General features: G+C 36.0%; 18 protein-coding genes, 1 riboswitch and 1 other annotated feature. Of the genes, 16 read left to right on the top strand and 2 right to left on the bottom strand.

Features of this window, described 5'->3' with window-relative positions; translation table 11 throughout:
• Nucleotides 1-20 precede the first annotated feature (20 nt).
• The 8 genes from sat (at nucleotide 21) to EGX95_RS06000 (ending at nucleotide 7,597) form a co-directional block, all read left to right on the top strand.
• Nucleotides 21-1,157 carry a sulfate adenylyltransferase gene (sat, locus tag EGX95_RS05965; protein ID WP_000108788.1) on the top strand — a complete coding sequence of 379 codons (1,137 nt, stop codon included), beginning with the start codon at nucleotides 21-23 and terminating at the stop codon, nucleotides 1,155-1,157.
• A 12-nt stretch (nucleotides 1,158-1,169) separates the two neighbouring features.
• Complete coding sequence (gene cysC / locus EGX95_RS05970) at nucleotides 1,170-1,763, top strand: adenylyl-sulfate kinase (RefSeq protein ID WP_000380508.1); 594 nt, start codon at nucleotides 1,170-1,172, stop codon at nucleotides 1,761-1,763.
• A gap of 11 nt (nucleotides 1,764-1,774) precedes the next feature.
• Nucleotides 1,775-3,397: a nitrite/sulfite reductase gene (locus EGX95_RS05975; RefSeq protein WP_000119629.1), complete on the top strand. Its 1,623-nt coding sequence runs from the start codon at nucleotides 1,775-1,777 to the stop codon at nucleotides 3,395-3,397.
• Between the two features lie 10 nt (nucleotides 3,398-3,407).
• The gene (locus tag EGX95_RS05980) at nucleotides 3,408-3,608 is read left to right on the top strand and encodes a DUF3906 family protein (RefSeq protein WP_000366909.1); all 201 of its coding nucleotides are present in this window, start codon (nucleotides 3,408-3,410) and stop codon (nucleotides 3,606-3,608) included.
• 86 nt (nucleotides 3,609-3,694) lie between these two features.
• Nucleotides 3,695-4,471: a uroporphyrinogen-III C-methyltransferase gene (gene cobA / locus EGX95_RS05985; protein ID WP_000521273.1), complete on the top strand. Its 777-nt coding sequence runs from the start codon at nucleotides 3,695-3,697 to the stop codon at nucleotides 4,469-4,471.
• Between the two features lies 1 nt (nucleotide 4,472).
• Entirely contained in the window at nucleotides 4,473-5,228 is a 756-nt protein-coding gene (locus EGX95_RS05990) for a sirohydrochlorin chelatase (protein ID WP_000644366.1), read from the top strand.
• On the top strand, nucleotides 5,203-5,820 hold the full coding sequence (locus tag EGX95_RS05995) for an NAD(P)-binding protein (protein ID WP_000283343.1): 618 nt from the start codon (nucleotides 5,203-5,205) through the stop codon (nucleotides 5,818-5,820). The genes EGX95_RS05990 and EGX95_RS05995 overlap by 26 nt, the downstream gene beginning before the upstream one ends.
• A 61-nt stretch (nucleotides 5,821-5,881) precedes the next feature.
• Nucleotides 5,882-6,130: a binding site (T-box leader), on the top strand.
• Nucleotides 6,131-6,241: 111 nt separating this feature from the next.
• Entirely contained in the window at nucleotides 6,242-7,597 is a 1,356-nt protein-coding gene (locus EGX95_RS06000) for a sodium-dependent transporter (protein ID WP_000665448.1), read from the top strand.
• A 30-nt stretch (nucleotides 7,598-7,627) separates the two neighbouring features.
• Here the strand turns inward: EGX95_RS06000 and EGX95_RS30260 are convergent, their stop codons facing one another.
• Both EGX95_RS30260 and EGX95_RS06005 read right to left on the bottom strand, forming a co-directional pair.
• Nucleotides 7,628-7,789 (bottom strand): hypothetical protein, encoded by a 162-nt coding sequence (locus EGX95_RS30260; protein WP_001095993.1) that lies wholly within the window; start codon nucleotides 7,787-7,789, stop codon nucleotides 7,628-7,630.
• Nucleotides 7,790-7,891: 102 nt separating this feature from the next.
• Complete coding sequence (locus EGX95_RS06005; protein ID WP_000726429.1) at nucleotides 7,892-9,163, bottom strand: murein hydrolase activator EnvC family protein; 1,272 nt, start codon at nucleotides 9,161-9,163, stop codon at nucleotides 7,892-7,894.
• Between the two features lie 494 nt (nucleotides 9,164-9,657).
• Here EGX95_RS06005 and gltP point away from each other — a divergent pair, with 494 nt between their 5' ends.
• The 8 genes from gltP (at nucleotide 9,658) to EGX95_RS06045 (ending at nucleotide 16,975) form a co-directional block, all read left to right on the top strand.
• Nucleotides 9,658-10,929 carry a glutamate/aspartate:proton symporter GltP gene (gene gltP / locus EGX95_RS06010; protein ID WP_123805469.1) on the top strand — a complete coding sequence of 424 codons (1,272 nt, stop codon included), beginning with the start codon at nucleotides 9,658-9,660 and terminating at the stop codon, nucleotides 10,927-10,929.
• Nucleotides 10,930-10,995: 66 nt separating this feature from the next.
• Nucleotides 10,996-11,514 (top strand): ribonuclease FAU-1 family protein, encoded by a 519-nt coding sequence (locus EGX95_RS06015; RefSeq protein ID WP_000824633.1) that lies wholly within the window; start codon nucleotides 10,996-10,998, stop codon nucleotides 11,512-11,514.
• Between the two features lie 120 nt (nucleotides 11,515-11,634).
• Nucleotides 11,635-11,740, top strand: a riboswitch (SAM riboswitch).
• Between the two features lie 94 nt (nucleotides 11,741-11,834).
• Nucleotides 11,835-13,151: a Na+/H+ antiporter NhaC family protein gene (locus tag EGX95_RS06020; protein WP_000665478.1), complete on the top strand. Its 1,317-nt coding sequence runs from the start codon at nucleotides 11,835-11,837 to the stop codon at nucleotides 13,149-13,151.
• A 228-nt stretch (nucleotides 13,152-13,379) separates the two neighbouring features.
• A complete protein-coding gene (locus EGX95_RS06025; protein ID WP_000808648.1) occupies nucleotides 13,380-13,736 on the top strand; it encodes a lmo0954 family membrane protein in 357 nt (118 codons plus the stop codon).
• Between the two features lie 45 nt (nucleotides 13,737-13,781).
• Complete coding sequence (locus EGX95_RS06030) at nucleotides 13,782-14,444, top strand: PspA/IM30 family protein (RefSeq protein ID WP_000814144.1); 663 nt, start codon at nucleotides 13,782-13,784, stop codon at nucleotides 14,442-14,444.
• Nucleotides 14,445-14,550: 106 nt separating this feature from the next.
• The gene (liaF, locus tag EGX95_RS06035; RefSeq protein WP_000716087.1) at nucleotides 14,551-15,291 is read left to right on the top strand and encodes a cell wall-active antibiotics response protein LiaF; all 741 of its coding nucleotides are present in this window, start codon (nucleotides 14,551-14,553) and stop codon (nucleotides 15,289-15,291) included.
• Nucleotides 15,291-16,346, top strand: coding sequence for a sensor histidine kinase (locus EGX95_RS06040; RefSeq protein ID WP_000744320.1), 1,056 nt, complete (start codon nucleotides 15,291-15,293; stop codon nucleotides 16,344-16,346). Before liaF ends, EGX95_RS06040 begins: the two co-directional genes overlap by 1 nt.
• A complete protein-coding gene (locus EGX95_RS06045) occupies nucleotides 16,343-16,975 on the top strand; it encodes a response regulator (RefSeq protein ID WP_000598709.1) in 633 nt (210 codons plus the stop codon). The genes EGX95_RS06040 and EGX95_RS06045 overlap by 4 nt, the downstream gene beginning before the upstream one ends.
• Nucleotides 16,976-16,984 lie beyond the last annotated feature (9 nt).

The raw sequence follows: 16,984 nt of genomic DNA on the forward strand, positions 1-16,984 counted from the left end.
ACTAAGAGGGGATATAGAACATGAGTACAGTAAACGAATTAGTAAACCGTGTAGACGAGACATATGACGTATTACAAATTGAAAAAGAAATTGGGCTAGATAACATTGCGTTAAGTGATTTAGAACTATTAGCAACAGGGGGATATAGCCCGCTTACTGGTTTTTTAGGAAAGAAAGATTATGATTCGGTTGTAGAAACGCTTCGTTTAGCTAATGGGAGCGTTTGGAGTATACCAATTACATTACCAGTAACAGAAGAAGTAGCAGAGACGCTAAAAGTTGGAGAGGAAGTAAAACTTGTTAACGGTGGAAACGTATATGGTGTCATTCAAATAGAAGATATTTTTGTGCCTGATAAGGAAAAAGAAGCGTTACTAGTATATAAAACGACGGATGAGGCTCATCCGGGAGTGAAAAAATTATATGAACGACCGAATGTTTATGTCGGTGGGGCTATTGTTCTTACGAAACGCTTTGAAAATAATCCGTTTCCTTCTTATCATTTAGACCCAATTGAAACGAGAGAAGAATTTAAAAAACGTGGTTGGAAAACAGTAGTAGGATTTCAAACGAGGAACCCGGTGCATCGTGCCCATGAATACATTCAAAAATCTGCTCTTGAAATTGTAGATGGACTCTTTTTAAATCCACTCGTTGGGGAAACGAAGTCGGATGATATTCCAGCTGATGTAAGGATGGAAAGCTATGAAGTATTACTTCAAAACTATTATCCGAAAGATCGTGTCTTTTTAAGTGTATTTCCTGCGGCAATGCGTTACGCAGGACCGAGGGAAGCAATATTCCATGCGTTAGTTAGAAAGAATTTTGGATGTACCCACTTTATTGTAGGGCGCGATCATGCTGGGGTAGGAGATTATTACGGAACTTATGAAGCACAAGAAATTTTTACAAACTTTACAGTGGAAGAGTTAGGGATTACACCATTATTTTTTGAACATAGTTTTTACTGTACGAAATGTGAAGCGATGGCTTCGACAAAAACATGCCCGCACGGAAAAGAAGATCATGTTATTTTATCGGGTACGAAAGTAAGAGAACTATTAAGAAACGGTGAGATTCCTCCAAGTACATTTAGTCGTAAAGAGGTAGTAGAGGTACTAATTAAAGGTTTGAAAAAAGAAGTAGTAACAGAATAGGGAGAGAATGAAATGGATACGAATATTACTTGGCATACAGCTTCTGTTTCAAAAGATGAGAGAAGAGTGAAGAATGGGCATCATAGTTTTGTAATTTGGTTTACTGGTTTATCAGCGTCGGGTAAATCTACAGTAGCAAACGCGGTTGCTCGTAAACTATTTGAAAAGAATATTGGAAACTATGTACTAGATGGAGATAATATACGCCACGGTTTAAATAAAGACTTAGGCTTTTCTGAAAGTGATCGTATGGAAAATATAAGACGGATTGGCGAAGTGGCGAAGTTATTTGTAGATCAAGGGACTGTTGTTCTTACAGCGTTTATTTCACCGTTTCGAGTAGACCGAAAACAAGTTAGAGATCTATTAGCTGCAGATGAATTTATAGAAGTGTTTGTAAAATGTCCAATTGAAGAGTGTGAGAAACGTGATCCGAAAGGGCTTTATAAAAAAGCAAGAAAAGGTGATATTAAAGACTTTACAGGTATCGATTCACCGTATGAGGAACCAGAGAAAGCGGAATTAATTGTACAAACGCACAAGTATTCTATTGAAGAATGTGCAGAACAAATCGTGAAATACTTACAAGAGCGTAGTTTTATATAGGGGGATAAAAAATGAGTTATGAAAAAGTATGGGCTAACAATGAAAAATTAAATCAAACTGAGAAAAATAAATTAAAAAAAGATGGATTGGAAATCTTTGATGATATTCCTTACTATGCAGAGAATGGCTTCGAATCTATTCCGAAAGAAGAGTGGGACGCATTCAAATGGGCAGGGTTGTATTTACAAAGACCGAAAGAAGCGGGTTATTTTATGATGCGCGTAAATATTCCTTCTGGAATTATTACGAATGCACAGGCAGAAGTGCTTGCTTCTATCGCTGAGGATTATGGACGTGACGTAATCGATATTACGACAAGACAGGCGATTCAGTTTCATTGGTTAGAAATTCATCAAATTCCAGATATTTTTAAAAGATTAGCAAGAGTTGGGTTATCTTCAGCTGGGGCGTGTGGTGATATAACGCGTAATATTACGGGAAATCCACTTGCTGGCATTGATGCAAATGAATTATTTGATACAACGCATATTGTGAAAGAGGTATATGACTACTTCCAACATAATGAAGAGTTTTCTAACTTACCGCGTAAATTTAAAATGTCTATTAGTTCTAACATTTATAACGCAGCAAACGCAGAGATTAACTGTGTTGCATTTACACCTGCTACGAAAGAAATAGATGGTGAGAAAAAAGTTGGTTTTCATATAAAAGTAGGCGGTGGGTTATCGGCTCGTCCATATTTAGCTGATGAATTAGATGTATTCGTTTTGCCAGAAGAAGTGAAGGCGGTAGCGATTGCAATTGCTACGATATTCCGTGATTTTGGATATCGTGAAAAACGTCATTTAGCTCGTTTGAAATTTCTTGTTGCAGACTGGGGAGCAGAGAAGTTTAAAGAGAAACTAATAGAATATACAGGACCATTACAAAGTAAAGGAGAAAGTGCTCTTAAAGGCTGGAATGCGGGATACTTTTATGGTGTCCAAGACCAAAAACAAGAGGGACTAAAATATGTAGGTTTTAATGTGCCGGTAGGACGCCTACATGCAGAAGAAATGTTTGAGATTGCAAGAATTGCTAAACAATATGGAAATGGACAAATTCGTACATGTAATTCACAAAACTTCATTATTCCGAATGTTCCGCCAGAAAATGTAACTGGCTTGCTAAATGAGCCGTTGTTTGAAGCGATATCAGCAAATCCGAAATCGTTTATTGGTCACGCGGTTTCTTGTACTGGTATTGAATATTGCAATCTTGCATTAGTAGAAACGAAAGAAAGATTACGAAAAATTGCCGAATACTTAGATACACAAATTGCACTCGATGTTCCAGTTCGTATTCATATGGTAGGATGCCCAAATTCATGTGGTCAACGTCAAATTGCTGACATTGGATTACAAGGTGTAAAAATGAAAACGAAGGAAAAAGGAATTGTTGAAGCCTTTGAAATATATGTAGGTGGAACGCTGTTAGATGGTGGTGCTTATAATCAAAAGTTAAAAGGAAAAATAGATGGCGAGGATCTACCTGATGTACTCGTATCATTTATAAGTTATTTCAAAGAAAATAAATTACCAGCTGAAACATTTTATGATTTTGTAGGCCGTGTTGGTGTAGAGACATTACAAACAGCGTTAAATAACGTGTTAGAAGAAGTAATAGCGTCTTAGGAGGGGCAATATGGATTTATATCGATTTGAAGCGGTATTAGAGAATAGTATTGTTCCAATTGTTGTTGTTGCCGAAAGTGAAGAAAAGGCATTTAAGATGGCGGAGATTGAGCTTGAAAAACATTTTTTACCGTTACCAGAAGTAAAGGAGATTGCTTTATTTGAAAAAAAGAAGATTCGAAAAAGCGCAGCCTTTGTTATTCATGAGTAAGGAACATTGAAATATGAAGAAATGAAAACTTCCATTCCTATATAAGGATGGAAGTTTCACTTTAATAGTAGAAATGAGGAGAGATGATGGGAAAAGTATATATCGTTGGAGCGGGCCCTGGTGATCCAGATTTAATTACTGTAAAAGGATTGAAATGCATTGAGAAAGCAGATGTTATTTTATACGACCGTCTCGTGAATAAAGAATTGCTTTCTTATGCAAAGCCTGAAGCGGATTTAATTTATTGCGGAAAACTACCAAATTATCACACGATGAAGCAAGAGACAATTAACACGTTTCTTATTAAATATGCGAAAAAAGGAAAAGTTGTAACGAGGCTAAAAGGTGGGGATCCATTTGTATTTGGTAGAGGAGGAGAAGAAGCTGAAGCGTTAGCAAAGCAAGGTGTACCGTTTGAAATCGTTCCTGGTATTTCAGCTGGAATAGCTGCTCCTGCTTATGCAGGCATTCCAGTGACACATCGTGATGCAAGTGCAAGTTTTGCTATTGTGACAGGGCATAGAAAAGAAGATGCTGAAGAGGAAGTGAAGTGGGAAAATTTAGCGAAAGGTGTAGAGACTTTAGCTGTATATATGGGGGTTAGCAATTTACCCTACATATGTGAACAACTGATAAAGCATGGAAAAGATAAAAGTACGCCTGCTGCTATTATTGAGCGGGGAACGACATCTATGCAGCGCACAGTTGTTGGGACGTTAGGAACAATTGTAGATGTTGCGAAAAAAGAACAAATTCAAAATCCAAGCATGATTGTAATTGGAGAAGTCGTCCGTTTTAGAGAAAAAATTCATTGGTTTGAGAAACAGACAGAAAGTACGTATCAAGTAAGTGGAGTGTTATAAAATGAAAGCCATCTTATATATATGTCATGGAAGTCGCTTGAAAGCAGCGAAAGAAGAAGCGGTTGCATTTATTACGTCATGTATGAACCGTGTAGAGGCAAGTATTCAAGAAATTTGTTTTTTAGAGTTAGCGAGTCCAACTATTGATGAAGGGTTCCGTACATGTGTGAAGCGTGGTGCTACAGAGATTATTGTTATTCCCGTTTTTTTATTAGCGGCAGGTCATGTGAAAAAAGATATCCCGTTTGAATTGGAAAAGTTAACTAATCAATTTTTGAATGTTAAAGTGACCTATGGTAATCCGTTTGGTGTATCAGAAACACTTGTTAAATCGGTGTATAGCGGAAGTGGCATTGAACAGGAAGATAAGAATGAAGTGACGTTACTTCTCGTTGCAAGAGGGAGCAGTGATCCTGAAGTACTAAAAGATATAAACTGGATCGCTTCTTTATTTCAAACGGAAGAGAAAATTAAAAAAGTAGAAGTTTGTTATTTAGCAGCTGCCGAGCCGAAATTTGAGGAGAAGTTAAAGGAAGTTGTAGAACGAAAAGAAAAGAATATCGTTGTACTGCCTTACTTGTTATTTACAGGTTTGCTTATGAAGCATATTGAAAAAGAAGTACGCCAATATGAGCTAGATGAGATAAAAATAAGTCCATATTTAGGGAAGAATGAAGCGTTTCAGTATATGTTAATTCAGAAAACGAAGAAATTATTGAAGGGAGATCAATATGTATCCACTTACAGTGCGAGTTGAGAAGAAACGTGTTGTTGTCATTGGTGGAGGGAAAGTCGCGGGATTCAAAATTATTCCTTTACTCAAACAAGGTGCAGATATAGTCGTGGTAAGTCCTGAATTGGATGCAAATTTAGTGAAACTTGTAGAAGAAAAGAAAATTCGTTGGTATCAAAGGGAGTATGAAAAAAGTGATATTAAAGACGCCTTTTTAGTTGTTGCAGCGAGTAGTGATGCTGTATTGAATGAACAAATTGCTGAAGATGTCGCAGAGAATCAATTAGTAAATGTTATTACGAATCCGGAAAGTGGTAATGTTCATTTTCCGGCAGCGATTCATCGTGGATTACTGAATGTGGCTGTTTCTACTGGCGGAGCGAGCCCAAAACTTGCAAAAAAAATTCGAGATGATATCGCAAATAAATATGATGAGACGTATGAATCGTATCTTGATTTTTTATACGAAGTTAGAATAAAGGTGAAAGAATTACAAATAGAGAAAAGAGAGAAAAATATATTGTTGCAAGAGGTATTGAAGTCGATATATGTTCAAAATGAACAAAAAAGAGAATTGTTTTTACAAGAATTAGAGAGAAGAGTTCATATAGGATAATGAGTAAATTGTACTTTACAACTATAAAAATATAATTTATAATCACAAGTAACTTCAATAGATGAAATCGATGAGCAAGAAGAGTATGTATATTTGATACGTTCAGAGAGCTGGGGTAAGGTGTGAGCCCGGTACGATAAGATATACAGAATGGGCTTGCGAGAGGTATGTTGAACATTGTAGTAGGCAACCCGGGTTCCGCCGTTAAAAGGATAGAGTATCGGAGTTTTTCCTGTACTTGAACAAGTGGGATTTATCAATCCAATTGAGGTGGTACCACGGTATTAACATTACATATATCGTCCTCTACATGCATATTTGCGTGTAGGGGACTTTTTTATTTTCTAAAGGAGGTGTGCGAGTATGAAATGAAAGTGTATAATTAATAAAAGTTTAAATATTCAGAAAAGGGGAATTTATGATGAAAGAAACACAGCAATGGACGTCGAAAATAGGCTTTGTACTCGCAGCAGCCGGAGCCGCAGTAGGTCTTGGTGCAATATGGAAATTTCCATATGTTGCAGGTAATGGCGGGGGAGGCGCATTCTTCCTTGTATTTTTACTATTAACTTTATTTATAGGTATGCCACTCCTCTTAGCTGAATTTGTTATTGGACGTAGTACGCAAAAAGAGGCAGTTACAGCGTATAAAGTATTGGTGCCAAATAGCAAGTTATATCCTTGGATTGGTCGTATGGGAGTTGTTACTTGTTTTAGTGTACTATCTTTTTATAGTGTTGTAGGTGGATGGATTTTACTTTACTTATACTATAGTGTGACAGGAAGTTTCTGGAATGGAGTGACTGATTATGGGCAATTATTCGGTGAGACGATTTCAAATCCAGTAAGCGCGATTGGAGCGCAATTTGTCTTTATGCTTTGTACGATTTTTGTTGTAAGTAAAGGTGTAGAGAAAGGGATAGAAAAAGCAAGTAAGTATATGATGCCGCTATTATTTATTTTGTTTATTGCAATTATTGTTCGTGCGTTAACACTGGATGGTGCTTTTGCTGGGGTAGAGTTCTTCTTAAAACCAGATTTTTCAAAGCTGACAGCAGATACGATTTTATACGCGATGGGACAATCATTCTTCTCGCTAACAGTTGGGGCCTCGGTAATGGTCACGTATAGTTCTTATTTGAAGAAAGAAGAACATTTAGCAAAATCAGCAACATCTATTGTAAGTTTAACTGTTTTTATTACAGTACTTGCAGGATTAGCGATTTTTCCAGCGATTTTCGCATTAGGTGTTAAGCCGACTGAAGGACCGGGGTTACTATTTATCGTCCTTCCAGCGGTATTTGCGAAAATACCATTTGGACAATTTTTCTTCATTATGTTTTTGGTGTTATTCTTCTTTGCAACGCTAACATCTGCGATTTCCATGCTTGAAATTGTAGTAGCATCTGTTGCGAAAGATAATGAGAAAAAGCGTCCGTCAGCATCATTATTAATTGGTATTCTAATTTTTGCGGTTGGAATTCCGTCAGCGTTATCGTTTGGTATTATGAGTGATGTGAAAATATTTGGGAAAACATTCTTTGACTTAGTCGACTTCTCAGTAAGTAACGTATTGCTGCCGTTAGGGGTACTAGCTATTTCGCTATTCGTACCAAATAAAATGAGTAAAGAAATGTTAATGAAAGAATTAGAAGTTACGGAAACGAAAGGGAAAACATTATTTAATATTTGGTTCTTCTTACTTCGTTATGTTATTCCAGTAACTGTAATTATTGTATTTTTAAATGTGATAGGTGTATTTAAAATGTTTGCATAATAAAAAGACGGAGATTTCTCCGTCTTTTTATTATGTTGTAGGTGTATTTAGTAAGCGATTATATGCTTTGTAGGCTGTGATGACTGCGAGGAATGATCCGATTAAAAATAAAACTGAGCCACCAAATGTAAATATCCGGCCAATAAAAGTCTCTCTAGCTTCTTGTATTTCTTGCTGTAATTGTGTATTCATATAATTCACCCCGTAAACTATAGGCATTTAGTTATAGTCTATGTAGAATGCCTATAGTGTGTGAAGTGGAAATAAAAGAACTCGGTATGCACCGAGTTTTTTTTATAATCCGATATAAGGAGATGGATCAACTGCGTTTGTCTTGCCGACATTCCATTCTCCCAGATGAAGTTCGAAGTGTAAATGTTGTCCGTATGATTGGCCAGTATTCCCCATAAATCCAAGTTGAGTTCCTTGTTTTACAGTTTGTCCATTTGATACAGAACGGCTACTCATATGAGCATATACTGTTGTATATGTTTTTCCGTTAATACGGTGAGATAAGTACACAACATTTCCGTAACTAGATGATAATTCTGAGCGAATAACAACGCCATCTGCAGCGGCAATAATTGGAACAGTTCCTGAAGCAGCAATATCGATTCCTTTATGGTTATCTATAGAGCGTACGCCAAAACCAGAAGTTTTTGATCCAGCTGCTGGTTTAATAAATCCTCCGATGTTTGTATCGTGTGGTGTTGGGGCCGCTTGAGCTGTTTGAGCAGATGTAGCAGCTTGTTTACGAGCTTCTTCCGCCTTGCGAGCTTCCTCAGCTTTACGAGCTTCTTCTGCGCGTTTTTCTTCTTCAATTGCCTTTTGAATAGCTTGACGCTGATTTTCTAAAATGCCTTTAGATTCTTCTAATCCTTCAATCTCTGAATCTACTTTTGCTACTTTCGTATGTAGATCGCTAATAAGAGTTTGTTGCTGTTGTTGGTTGTTTTGTAATTCTTGTTGTTTTTGTTCTAATTTTTGCTCGGATTCTTTCAGTTGTTGCTCTTTTTTCTCAACAGCCTCTTTTTCTTTCGTCACAGCATCTTGGTCATTTGTTTGTTTTTTCACAATATCAGTATCATTATTTAAAATTAAACTGACAGAGTACATATTATCAACAAGATCAGCAATGTTTGCAGAATTTGTTAATACTTCCGTAATGATATTTGTGCGAGGTTTTTCTTGCATAGATTGCAGTCGTTGCTTAATAACTTCCTGACGCGTATCTATGTTTGTTTGTAATTGCTCTATATGTTTCTTTTTTTCAGTAATTACTTGTTGTGTCTTACTAATTTCTTTTTTTGTATCGTTTAATTCAGCTTCGTTTTTATTAATAGAAGTAGTTAAATCGTCGATTTTCTTTTGTAATTCTTGAATTTCTTTTTCTATTTGTTCTTTCTCGGCTGATTTATTTTGTAAGTCATTTTGTTTTCCTTCTAATTCAGATTGAATATTAGATAATTTATCTTGATTCGTTTCAGCGTATGCGGGTGAAAGTAACGGGGAAGCAAAAATCGTTCCTGCTGCTAAAACGCTGAACGCTACAAATTTCTTTTTCATGGTTGTCTGGCTCCTTTCCCTATGAATGTTATATATCATAAGAAGAAGAGTGTCTATCGTTGTAACCATAATGTAAAGAAAATTTTATAAAATTACTAAGTTTTGTCGGAATTTATCATTTTTTTACGGTAATTGTAATGGTGATTCTCTTTCTTAATTTGTGTAACAAAGGTGTGTTCTGGATTACGTTTTGTTAAATAAAGGAATAAATAGGTCTATTTTATGTAGTGAAATTTAATTTGGAAACTCAATAAAATACTAGTAAGGAATCGTTCTCATGTTAGGTTTTCTGACATGGGTTTTGTTTTTGTCAAGAAAATTATTTGCGTTCAGGCAAACTTATTTTGTTGTCAGATTTTAAATTTTGATTTATGATTTTTAACAGGGACAAAATGTAGTGAATTGTCGAATAATATGTAATACTCTTAATTTCAAGTTTTATAGATATAGAATGAGAGGTAGAGTGACACATCGAAGAGGGGGTTACAACAAATATGAAAAGAATAGGACTTGCATGGCAAATATTAATAGGACTTGTGCTTGGTATTGCGGTTGGTGCGATTTTCTTTGGCAATCCAGCAGTGGTGAGTTACTTACAACCAATTGGTGATATTTTCATCCGACTAATTAAAATGATTGTAGTACCGATTGTTGTAGCAAGTATTGTTGTTGGGGTTGCTGGTGTTGGCGATGTTAAAAAATTAGGTCGACTAGGCGGAAAAACAATTATTTACTTTGAAATTATTACAACAATTGCAATTATTGTCGGTCTATTAATTGCGAATATTTTCCAACCAGGAAAAGGCGTAAATATGGAGCAGTTAACAAAGACAGATATTTCGAAATATACACATACGACAGAGCAAGTACAAAGTCATTCGTTTGCAGATACATTTGTAAATATTGTTCCAACAAACATTGTAAAGTCATTAGCTGACGGAGATATGCTTGCTATTATCTTCTTCTCTGTATTATTTGGTTTAGGTGTAGCAGCAATTGGTGAAAGAGGAAGACCGGTTCTTCAATTTTTCCAAGGTGTAGCTGATACGATGTTTTACGTAACAAATCAAGTTATGAAATTTGCACCATTTGGTGTGTTTGCACTAATTGGAGTTACAGTTTCTACATTTGGTCTTGCTTCGTTAATTCCATTAGGGAAATTATTAATTGTAGTATACGGGGCAATGATTTTCTTCGTTGTAGTTGTCTTAGGACTTACAGCGAAAATATTTGGAATTAACATTTTCCAATTCTTTAAGATTTTAAAAGACGAGCTGATCTTAGCATATTCTACAGCGAGTTCAGAAACAGTTTTACCGAAAATCATGGAGAAGATGGAGAAGTTCGGTTGTCCGAAAGCAATTACATCTTTCGTTATTCCGACAGGTTATTCATTTAACTTAGATGGATCAACTTTATATCAAGCAATTGCGGCTATTTTCTTAGCGCAAATGTACGGTATTGATTTATCCATTACACAACAAATTACATTATTGCTTGTATTAATGGTTACATCAAAAGGTATCGCAGGTGTACCAGGCGTATCGTTCGTTGTATTATTAGCGACACTTGGTACAGTAGGTATTCCACCTGAAGGTTTAGCGTTTATTGCAGGTATTGACCGTATTCTAGATATGGCTCGTACAGCAGTTAACGTTGTAGGTAACTCTTTAGCAGCTGTAGTTATGTCTAAATGGGAAGGTCAATATGACGCTGAAAAAGGACAAGCCTACTTGAAAGAAATTTCTAATAAGCAAGCAGCGTAATTATAATTTGAACAAGCTCTCACATAATATGTGGGGGCTTTTCTATATAGAAGGGGAGCAGACGTAATGAAACGTAAATATGGTGACGGTTCTTCGTGGGAGCGACTACTAGAGAAGGATTATACGGTTAAGCAAATAGAAGAAGGAATGCTAGGAATACTGGAAATAAAAAAGGTGAGAGAACCTAGTTGTAAAGAATATGACGGTAAAGAGCTATGTATTGCTGGCAATCAGTATACGTGGATTCAATATTTCATAGACAAGAAAAACTTTGCGATTACCGCTATGTTAGATGATCAAAAGGAATTAGTGCAATATTATATCGATGTGGCGAAAGACTATGAAATAGACGAGCGTGGTTTACCGTATTTTGATGATTTATATTTAGATGTAGTATTATTACCGAATGGTAAAATCTATGTATTGGATGAAGATGAGTTAGAGGATGCTTATAAAAGTGGTGATGTTACAAAAGAAGAGTATGAGTTAGCTTGGTACACTACAAAGTGGATTATAGCTGCAATAAAAAATAATGAATTTTATTGGATTTCAATATTGGAAGAAGAAATCAAAAAGTTAAAATGATTATTGTATTCAAATTTTTGTATAATTACCAAAAAAATCTATACAAAAAATAATTGACTTTTGTTTTGTAAGCGAGTAAAGTTAGGGAAGAAATTATTATTAAAAAATAAATATGAAACCTTCTTATAAAGAGAGGCGGAGGGACTGGCCCTACGATGCCTCGGCAGCGGACTCGATTTCAGAGTGCTGTGCCAAATCCAGCAAGCATATGCTTGAAAGATGAGAAGAGCGTTTCTTATAGATGTATAAGACCTCTTCTCGTTGGAAGAGGTCTTTTGTTATTCATTAGAAAAAGGTTGAAACTAGGGAGAGATGGTACTTTGAAAGAAACGAGAGGAAATGGTTTGGCATTATTACCACTTGGGATATTTTTGGCGCTATTTATTGGTTCTGGAATTATTACAGGTGATTTCTATAAATTGCCGATACTTGTAGCAATTTCAATTGCTGTAGGAGTCGCTTTAGCAATGAATCGTAAAGAAAGTTTTCATGTAAAAGTGGAACGATTTGCTAAAGGTGCAGGGAACCCAGACATTATGATTATGGTTCTAATTTTTGTACTGGCAGGAGCATTTTCTGAAACAGCAAAAGGGATGGGTGGCGTTGATTCTACAGTTAACTTAGCGTTATCAATTTTACCACAAGGATTTATCGTAGCTGGCATTTTCGTTATAGGAGCATTTATTTCATTAGCGATGGGAACTTCAATGGGAACAATTGCTGCATTAGCACCAATTGCTGTAGGTATTAGTGGGCAAACTGATATCTCAATTGCACTTACGATGGCTACTGTTGTTGGCGGAGCGATGTTTGGTGATAATTTATCATTTATTTCAGATACAACAATCGCAGCTGTACGTTCACAAGGAACAGAAATGAAAGATAAGTTTAAAACGAACTTTTTAATTGTATTACCAGCGGCTATTATTACAATCGTACTATTAGTAATCATTACTTTAGGAAGTGATACGCAGATTAAAACGCATAGCTTTGACTGGATAAAGATTTTACCGTATGCAGGAGTACTTATTACAGCGCTACTTGGTTGGAATGTACTTATCGTGTTAACTGGTGGAACTGTACTATCTGGGGTTATCGGTCTTTTAGATGGAAGTTATACGTTAGAGAGTTTCTTTAAAAGTGTAACGACTGGAATGGGCGGTATGATGGAGTTAGTATTACTCGCTATTTTAATTGGCGGTATGGTCGAATTGATTCAATATAATGGTGGCATTCAATATTTAATGAATATTTTAACGCGTAACATTCGTTCAAAAAAAGGAGCAGAGTTCGGTATAGCTGGTTTAGTAGGTATGACGAATATGTGTACAGCGAATAATACCATTTCTATTATCTTTACAGGTCCGCTTGCGAAAAACATTGCAGATCAATATGAAATTGATCCTCGTAAATCAGCGAGTGTATTAGATCTTTTCTCGTGCTGTGTGCAAGGGTTAATTCCGTATGGTGCGCAAATGTTAACAGCAGCAGGATTTGCGGCGTTATCTCCAATTGAACTGTTACCATATGCGTTTTATCCAATCTTAGTTGGAGTATGTGGAATCATTTCTATATTAATTGGTTTCCCGAGGTTTTCTAAAGTAGCGGAAAAGAAAGAGTATCATAAAACAGCATAATGAAAATGAAGTGTATGAAAAGTAACGAAAGCCGTACAGAGAATGTTCTCTGTACGGCTTTTTATGTGCGGGAAAAGAGTGAATGATCCCATGCTACCGTATGTTTTTACAAAAGGCTGAATGCAACTCGGTCTTAAGTCTGAGTTAAAAACGGTTCTTAAGCTCGTTATGGAAAAAAGAAAAAATAGTTAAGATAAGAGTATCAAATCGAAGGGAGGCAAGCACAAGATGAAACAATTTCTAGCGTTTATCGCGGCTGGTATTTTAGCTTTAATTGCTCTTGGTAGTCTTGCTGGTATTGTAGGATTCGCAATCGGAGCAGGAGTTGTGTACTGGAGCTATAAATCATTTGTGCGAGCACAATCATTTTTTGGAAAGTTAGCTTGGGGTATTGTTGGTTTGATCGGCTTGTCCATCGCCCTTTCTCATTCCCCAGCATTAATTGGTATTGCAGCATTAGTAGTTTTATACTACGGATACCGTGAGTGGAAAAAAGAAAAAGATGTAGTTGTTGATTCTGCTCCAGAAAGTTCTAAACCATATAGCAACTTTGAAGATGAGTGGAACAAGTTAATGAAAAACTAATATAAAATCAATCAAATTTATAAAGTAGAAGAGAGGAAGATTATAATGAAACAATCTTTATTCGGACGTGTACGCGATGCAATTTTAGCAGATTTTCATAATGTGTTAGATGAGAAAGAAAGAAAAAATCCAATTGCTATGTTAAATCAATATTTACGTGATAGTGAGCGTGAAATAACAAAAATTGAGAAGTTAATTCAGCGTCATAAAACATTAAAATCTAACTTTGCTCGTGAGCTTGAGCAAGCACGTTATTTCGTGAATAAAAGATCTAAGCAAGCGATCATCGCTCAAGAAGCAGGCGAATTACAACTACATGAGCGTGCATTAGAAGAAGTAGCTTATTATGAAGGGCAAGTAACTCGATTAGAAGAAATGTATACAGGTGTTGTAGAACAAATTGATGAGTTAGAGCGTCGTCTTTCTGAAATGAAAAATAAATTAAAAGAAATGCACGCAAAACGTATGGAATTAATGGCACGTGAAAATATGGCACATGCAAATCGTCGTATGAATACTGCGATGCATAAAATGGATGAAAATAATCCATTCTTACGCTTTGAAGAAATTGAAGATCATATTCGCGACTTAGAAACTCGTATGAACGAGGAGCATGAACGTGATACATTTGATATGAAGATTGCAAAGCTTGAGCGTGAAATGAAAGAAAAGAATGATGTATCGTTAACGAAAGAGTTAACAAAATAATAGTAGTATATTATAAAACAGGCTTATGATATAGTGATAGGAGAAAAGGTGTTGGAAAGCAATGCCTTTTCTTCTATGTATATGTGACAAGAAGGGGGGAGCTGAAATGAAGAAACATTTTTCAAAGACACAATTAATGGGGATGCTCCTCATCATATTTGGATTCGGTCTTTTTCTTGATATGATACTTGGACATTTTGAACCAGGTGGTCTCATTTTTGCATTTATTATGCTTATGTTTGGAAGACATTATCGTAAAAAGAATCGTTATGTACGGGGAAATGTATTTTTATTTATTGGTGGTATCGTATTTTTATTCTTCTTATTTTCATCAGCAGCATTTGTTCTTGTCGTATTTGCTTGTTTAGCTTTAATTGGTTATCAATTGATTCAACAAGGACATAAGCAAAAGGCAATGAAGGTTGAAATTAAAGAAAAAGGGATTATAGACGAAGAGAAGCAAATATATCGTACAGAACCATATTTGAAAAATATGTTTGTAGGCAATGTACGAATGATGGATCATATTTATGAACTTGAGGATATAAATGTTCAATATGGTGCTTGTGATGTGGAAATAGATTTAACAACTGCCATGATTCCAGAAGGAGAAACGGTAATTGTTATTCGGGGTGTCGTTGGTAATATTCGTTTATATGTGCCATATGATATTGAACTGTCTTTAAATCATTCTGTTATTGTCGGACGTGTGCTCTTGCCAGGTCATGAGGAGACAGGGTTTAACCGCAATGTTACATTTAGAACAGAGCAGTATAAAGAGGCACCTCGTCGTATTAAAATTATTTCTTCGCTTGTCGTAGGCGATACGGAAGTGAGGAAAGTATAATGAAGAAACAAAAAAATATTTCGTGGATGTATATTCGTTATTCTATGTTGTCCTCAGTTAGTATCGCACTCATTTGTACAATTGTATATGTATGGAAAAGTGAGCAACAAGTATATGATTTATTATGGAAGGAATCCATCGCTTCTGTTCCAATTGGCTTGTTTATTATGACTACAAGTTTACTTATCGGGGGAATTGTAGGATATGCAATCGGTTACTATATAGAGCAGCGTATACAAGGGTTAAATACGTTTCTATTTGAAGTGGAGCGAGGGAATTTTCCAAGCGATGTTTCGTTTACTGCAGATGATGAATTTCATGAAGTGGAACGAAAAGTAATCGGTCTGGCTCGTCGATTAGAGGAGCAAGCTGGACTCTTTCAAAAAGTAACGAATGAACGAGCTCATTGGAATGAAGAGATGAGACAAGAAGCGATTTCCCAAGAAAGGCATCGATTGGCGAGGGAGCTGCATGATTCTGTAAGTCAGCAGCTTTTTGCAATGTCGATGATGATGTCGGCTATTAATGAACAAGTAGCTGAATTTCCAGAAACGACGAAAAAGCAGTTACAGCTCGTTGAAAATATGGTTGTAAATGCACAGTCAGAAATGAGAGCATTGCTTCTTCATTTACGCCCAGTACAGTTAGAAGGTAAGAAACTAACAGAAGGTATAGAAGAATTATTAACAGAACTATCTAGAAAGCAACATATGAAAATTGAATGGTTAATTGAACCGATTCAATTAAAAAAAGGTGTAGAAGATCACTTATTCCGCATTGTACAAGAGGCGCTATCTAACACTTTACGTCATGCGAAGGCAAAGAAAACGGAAGTGCGTCTTCGAAAAATTGATCAATATGCAATATTGAAAATTATTGATGATGGTGTAGGTTTTAAAGTAGGAGTGAATAAGGCTGGTTCTTACGGATTAAGGTCAATACAAGAGCGTGTTCATGAAATTGGTGGGACATTAAAGGTACTTAGTTTTCCAAATAAAGGTACACAAATAGAAGTAAAAGTACCGATTATGATTGAGAGAGGGGGAGAATCATGATTAAAGTATTACTAGTGGATGATCATGAAATGGTTCGAATGGGTGTATCAGCATATTTATCAACGCAGCCAGATATTGAAGTAGTTGGAGAAGCTGAAAATGGAAGAAAAGGTTCAGAGTTAGCTTTGCAATTAAGGCCGGATATTATTTTGATGGACCTTGTCATGGATGAGATGGATGGTGTTGAAGCAACACGTGCTATTATTCAAGAATGGCCAGAAGCAAAAATTGTAGTTGTAACGAGCTTTTTAGATGATGAGAAATTGTATCCTGTTATTGAGGCCGGAGCGACAAGTTATTTATTAAAAACATCAAGAGCGAGTGATATAGCAGACGCTGTACGAGCTACTTATGATGGAGAAACGGTATTAGAGCCGAAAGTTACTGGTAAAATGATGTCTCGTATGCGTCAGAAGAAAGAACAACCTTTGCATGAGGAGTTAACAGAAAGAGAGTCTGAAATTTTGTTATTAATTGCAGAGGGGAAAAGTAATCAAGAGATTGCAGACGAGTTGTTTATTGCCCTCAAAACAGTAAAGACACATGTGAGCAATATATTAAATAAGCTAAATGTAAGTGACCGGACACAGGCAGTTATTTATGCGTTTCGACATCAATTGACGAAATGAGAAAGTGAA

The organism is Bacillus sp. FDAARGOS_527 (assembly GCF_003812125.1).
Classification (GTDB): domain Bacteria; phylum Bacillota; class Bacilli; order Bacillales; family Bacillaceae_G; genus Bacillus_A; species Bacillus_A paranthracis.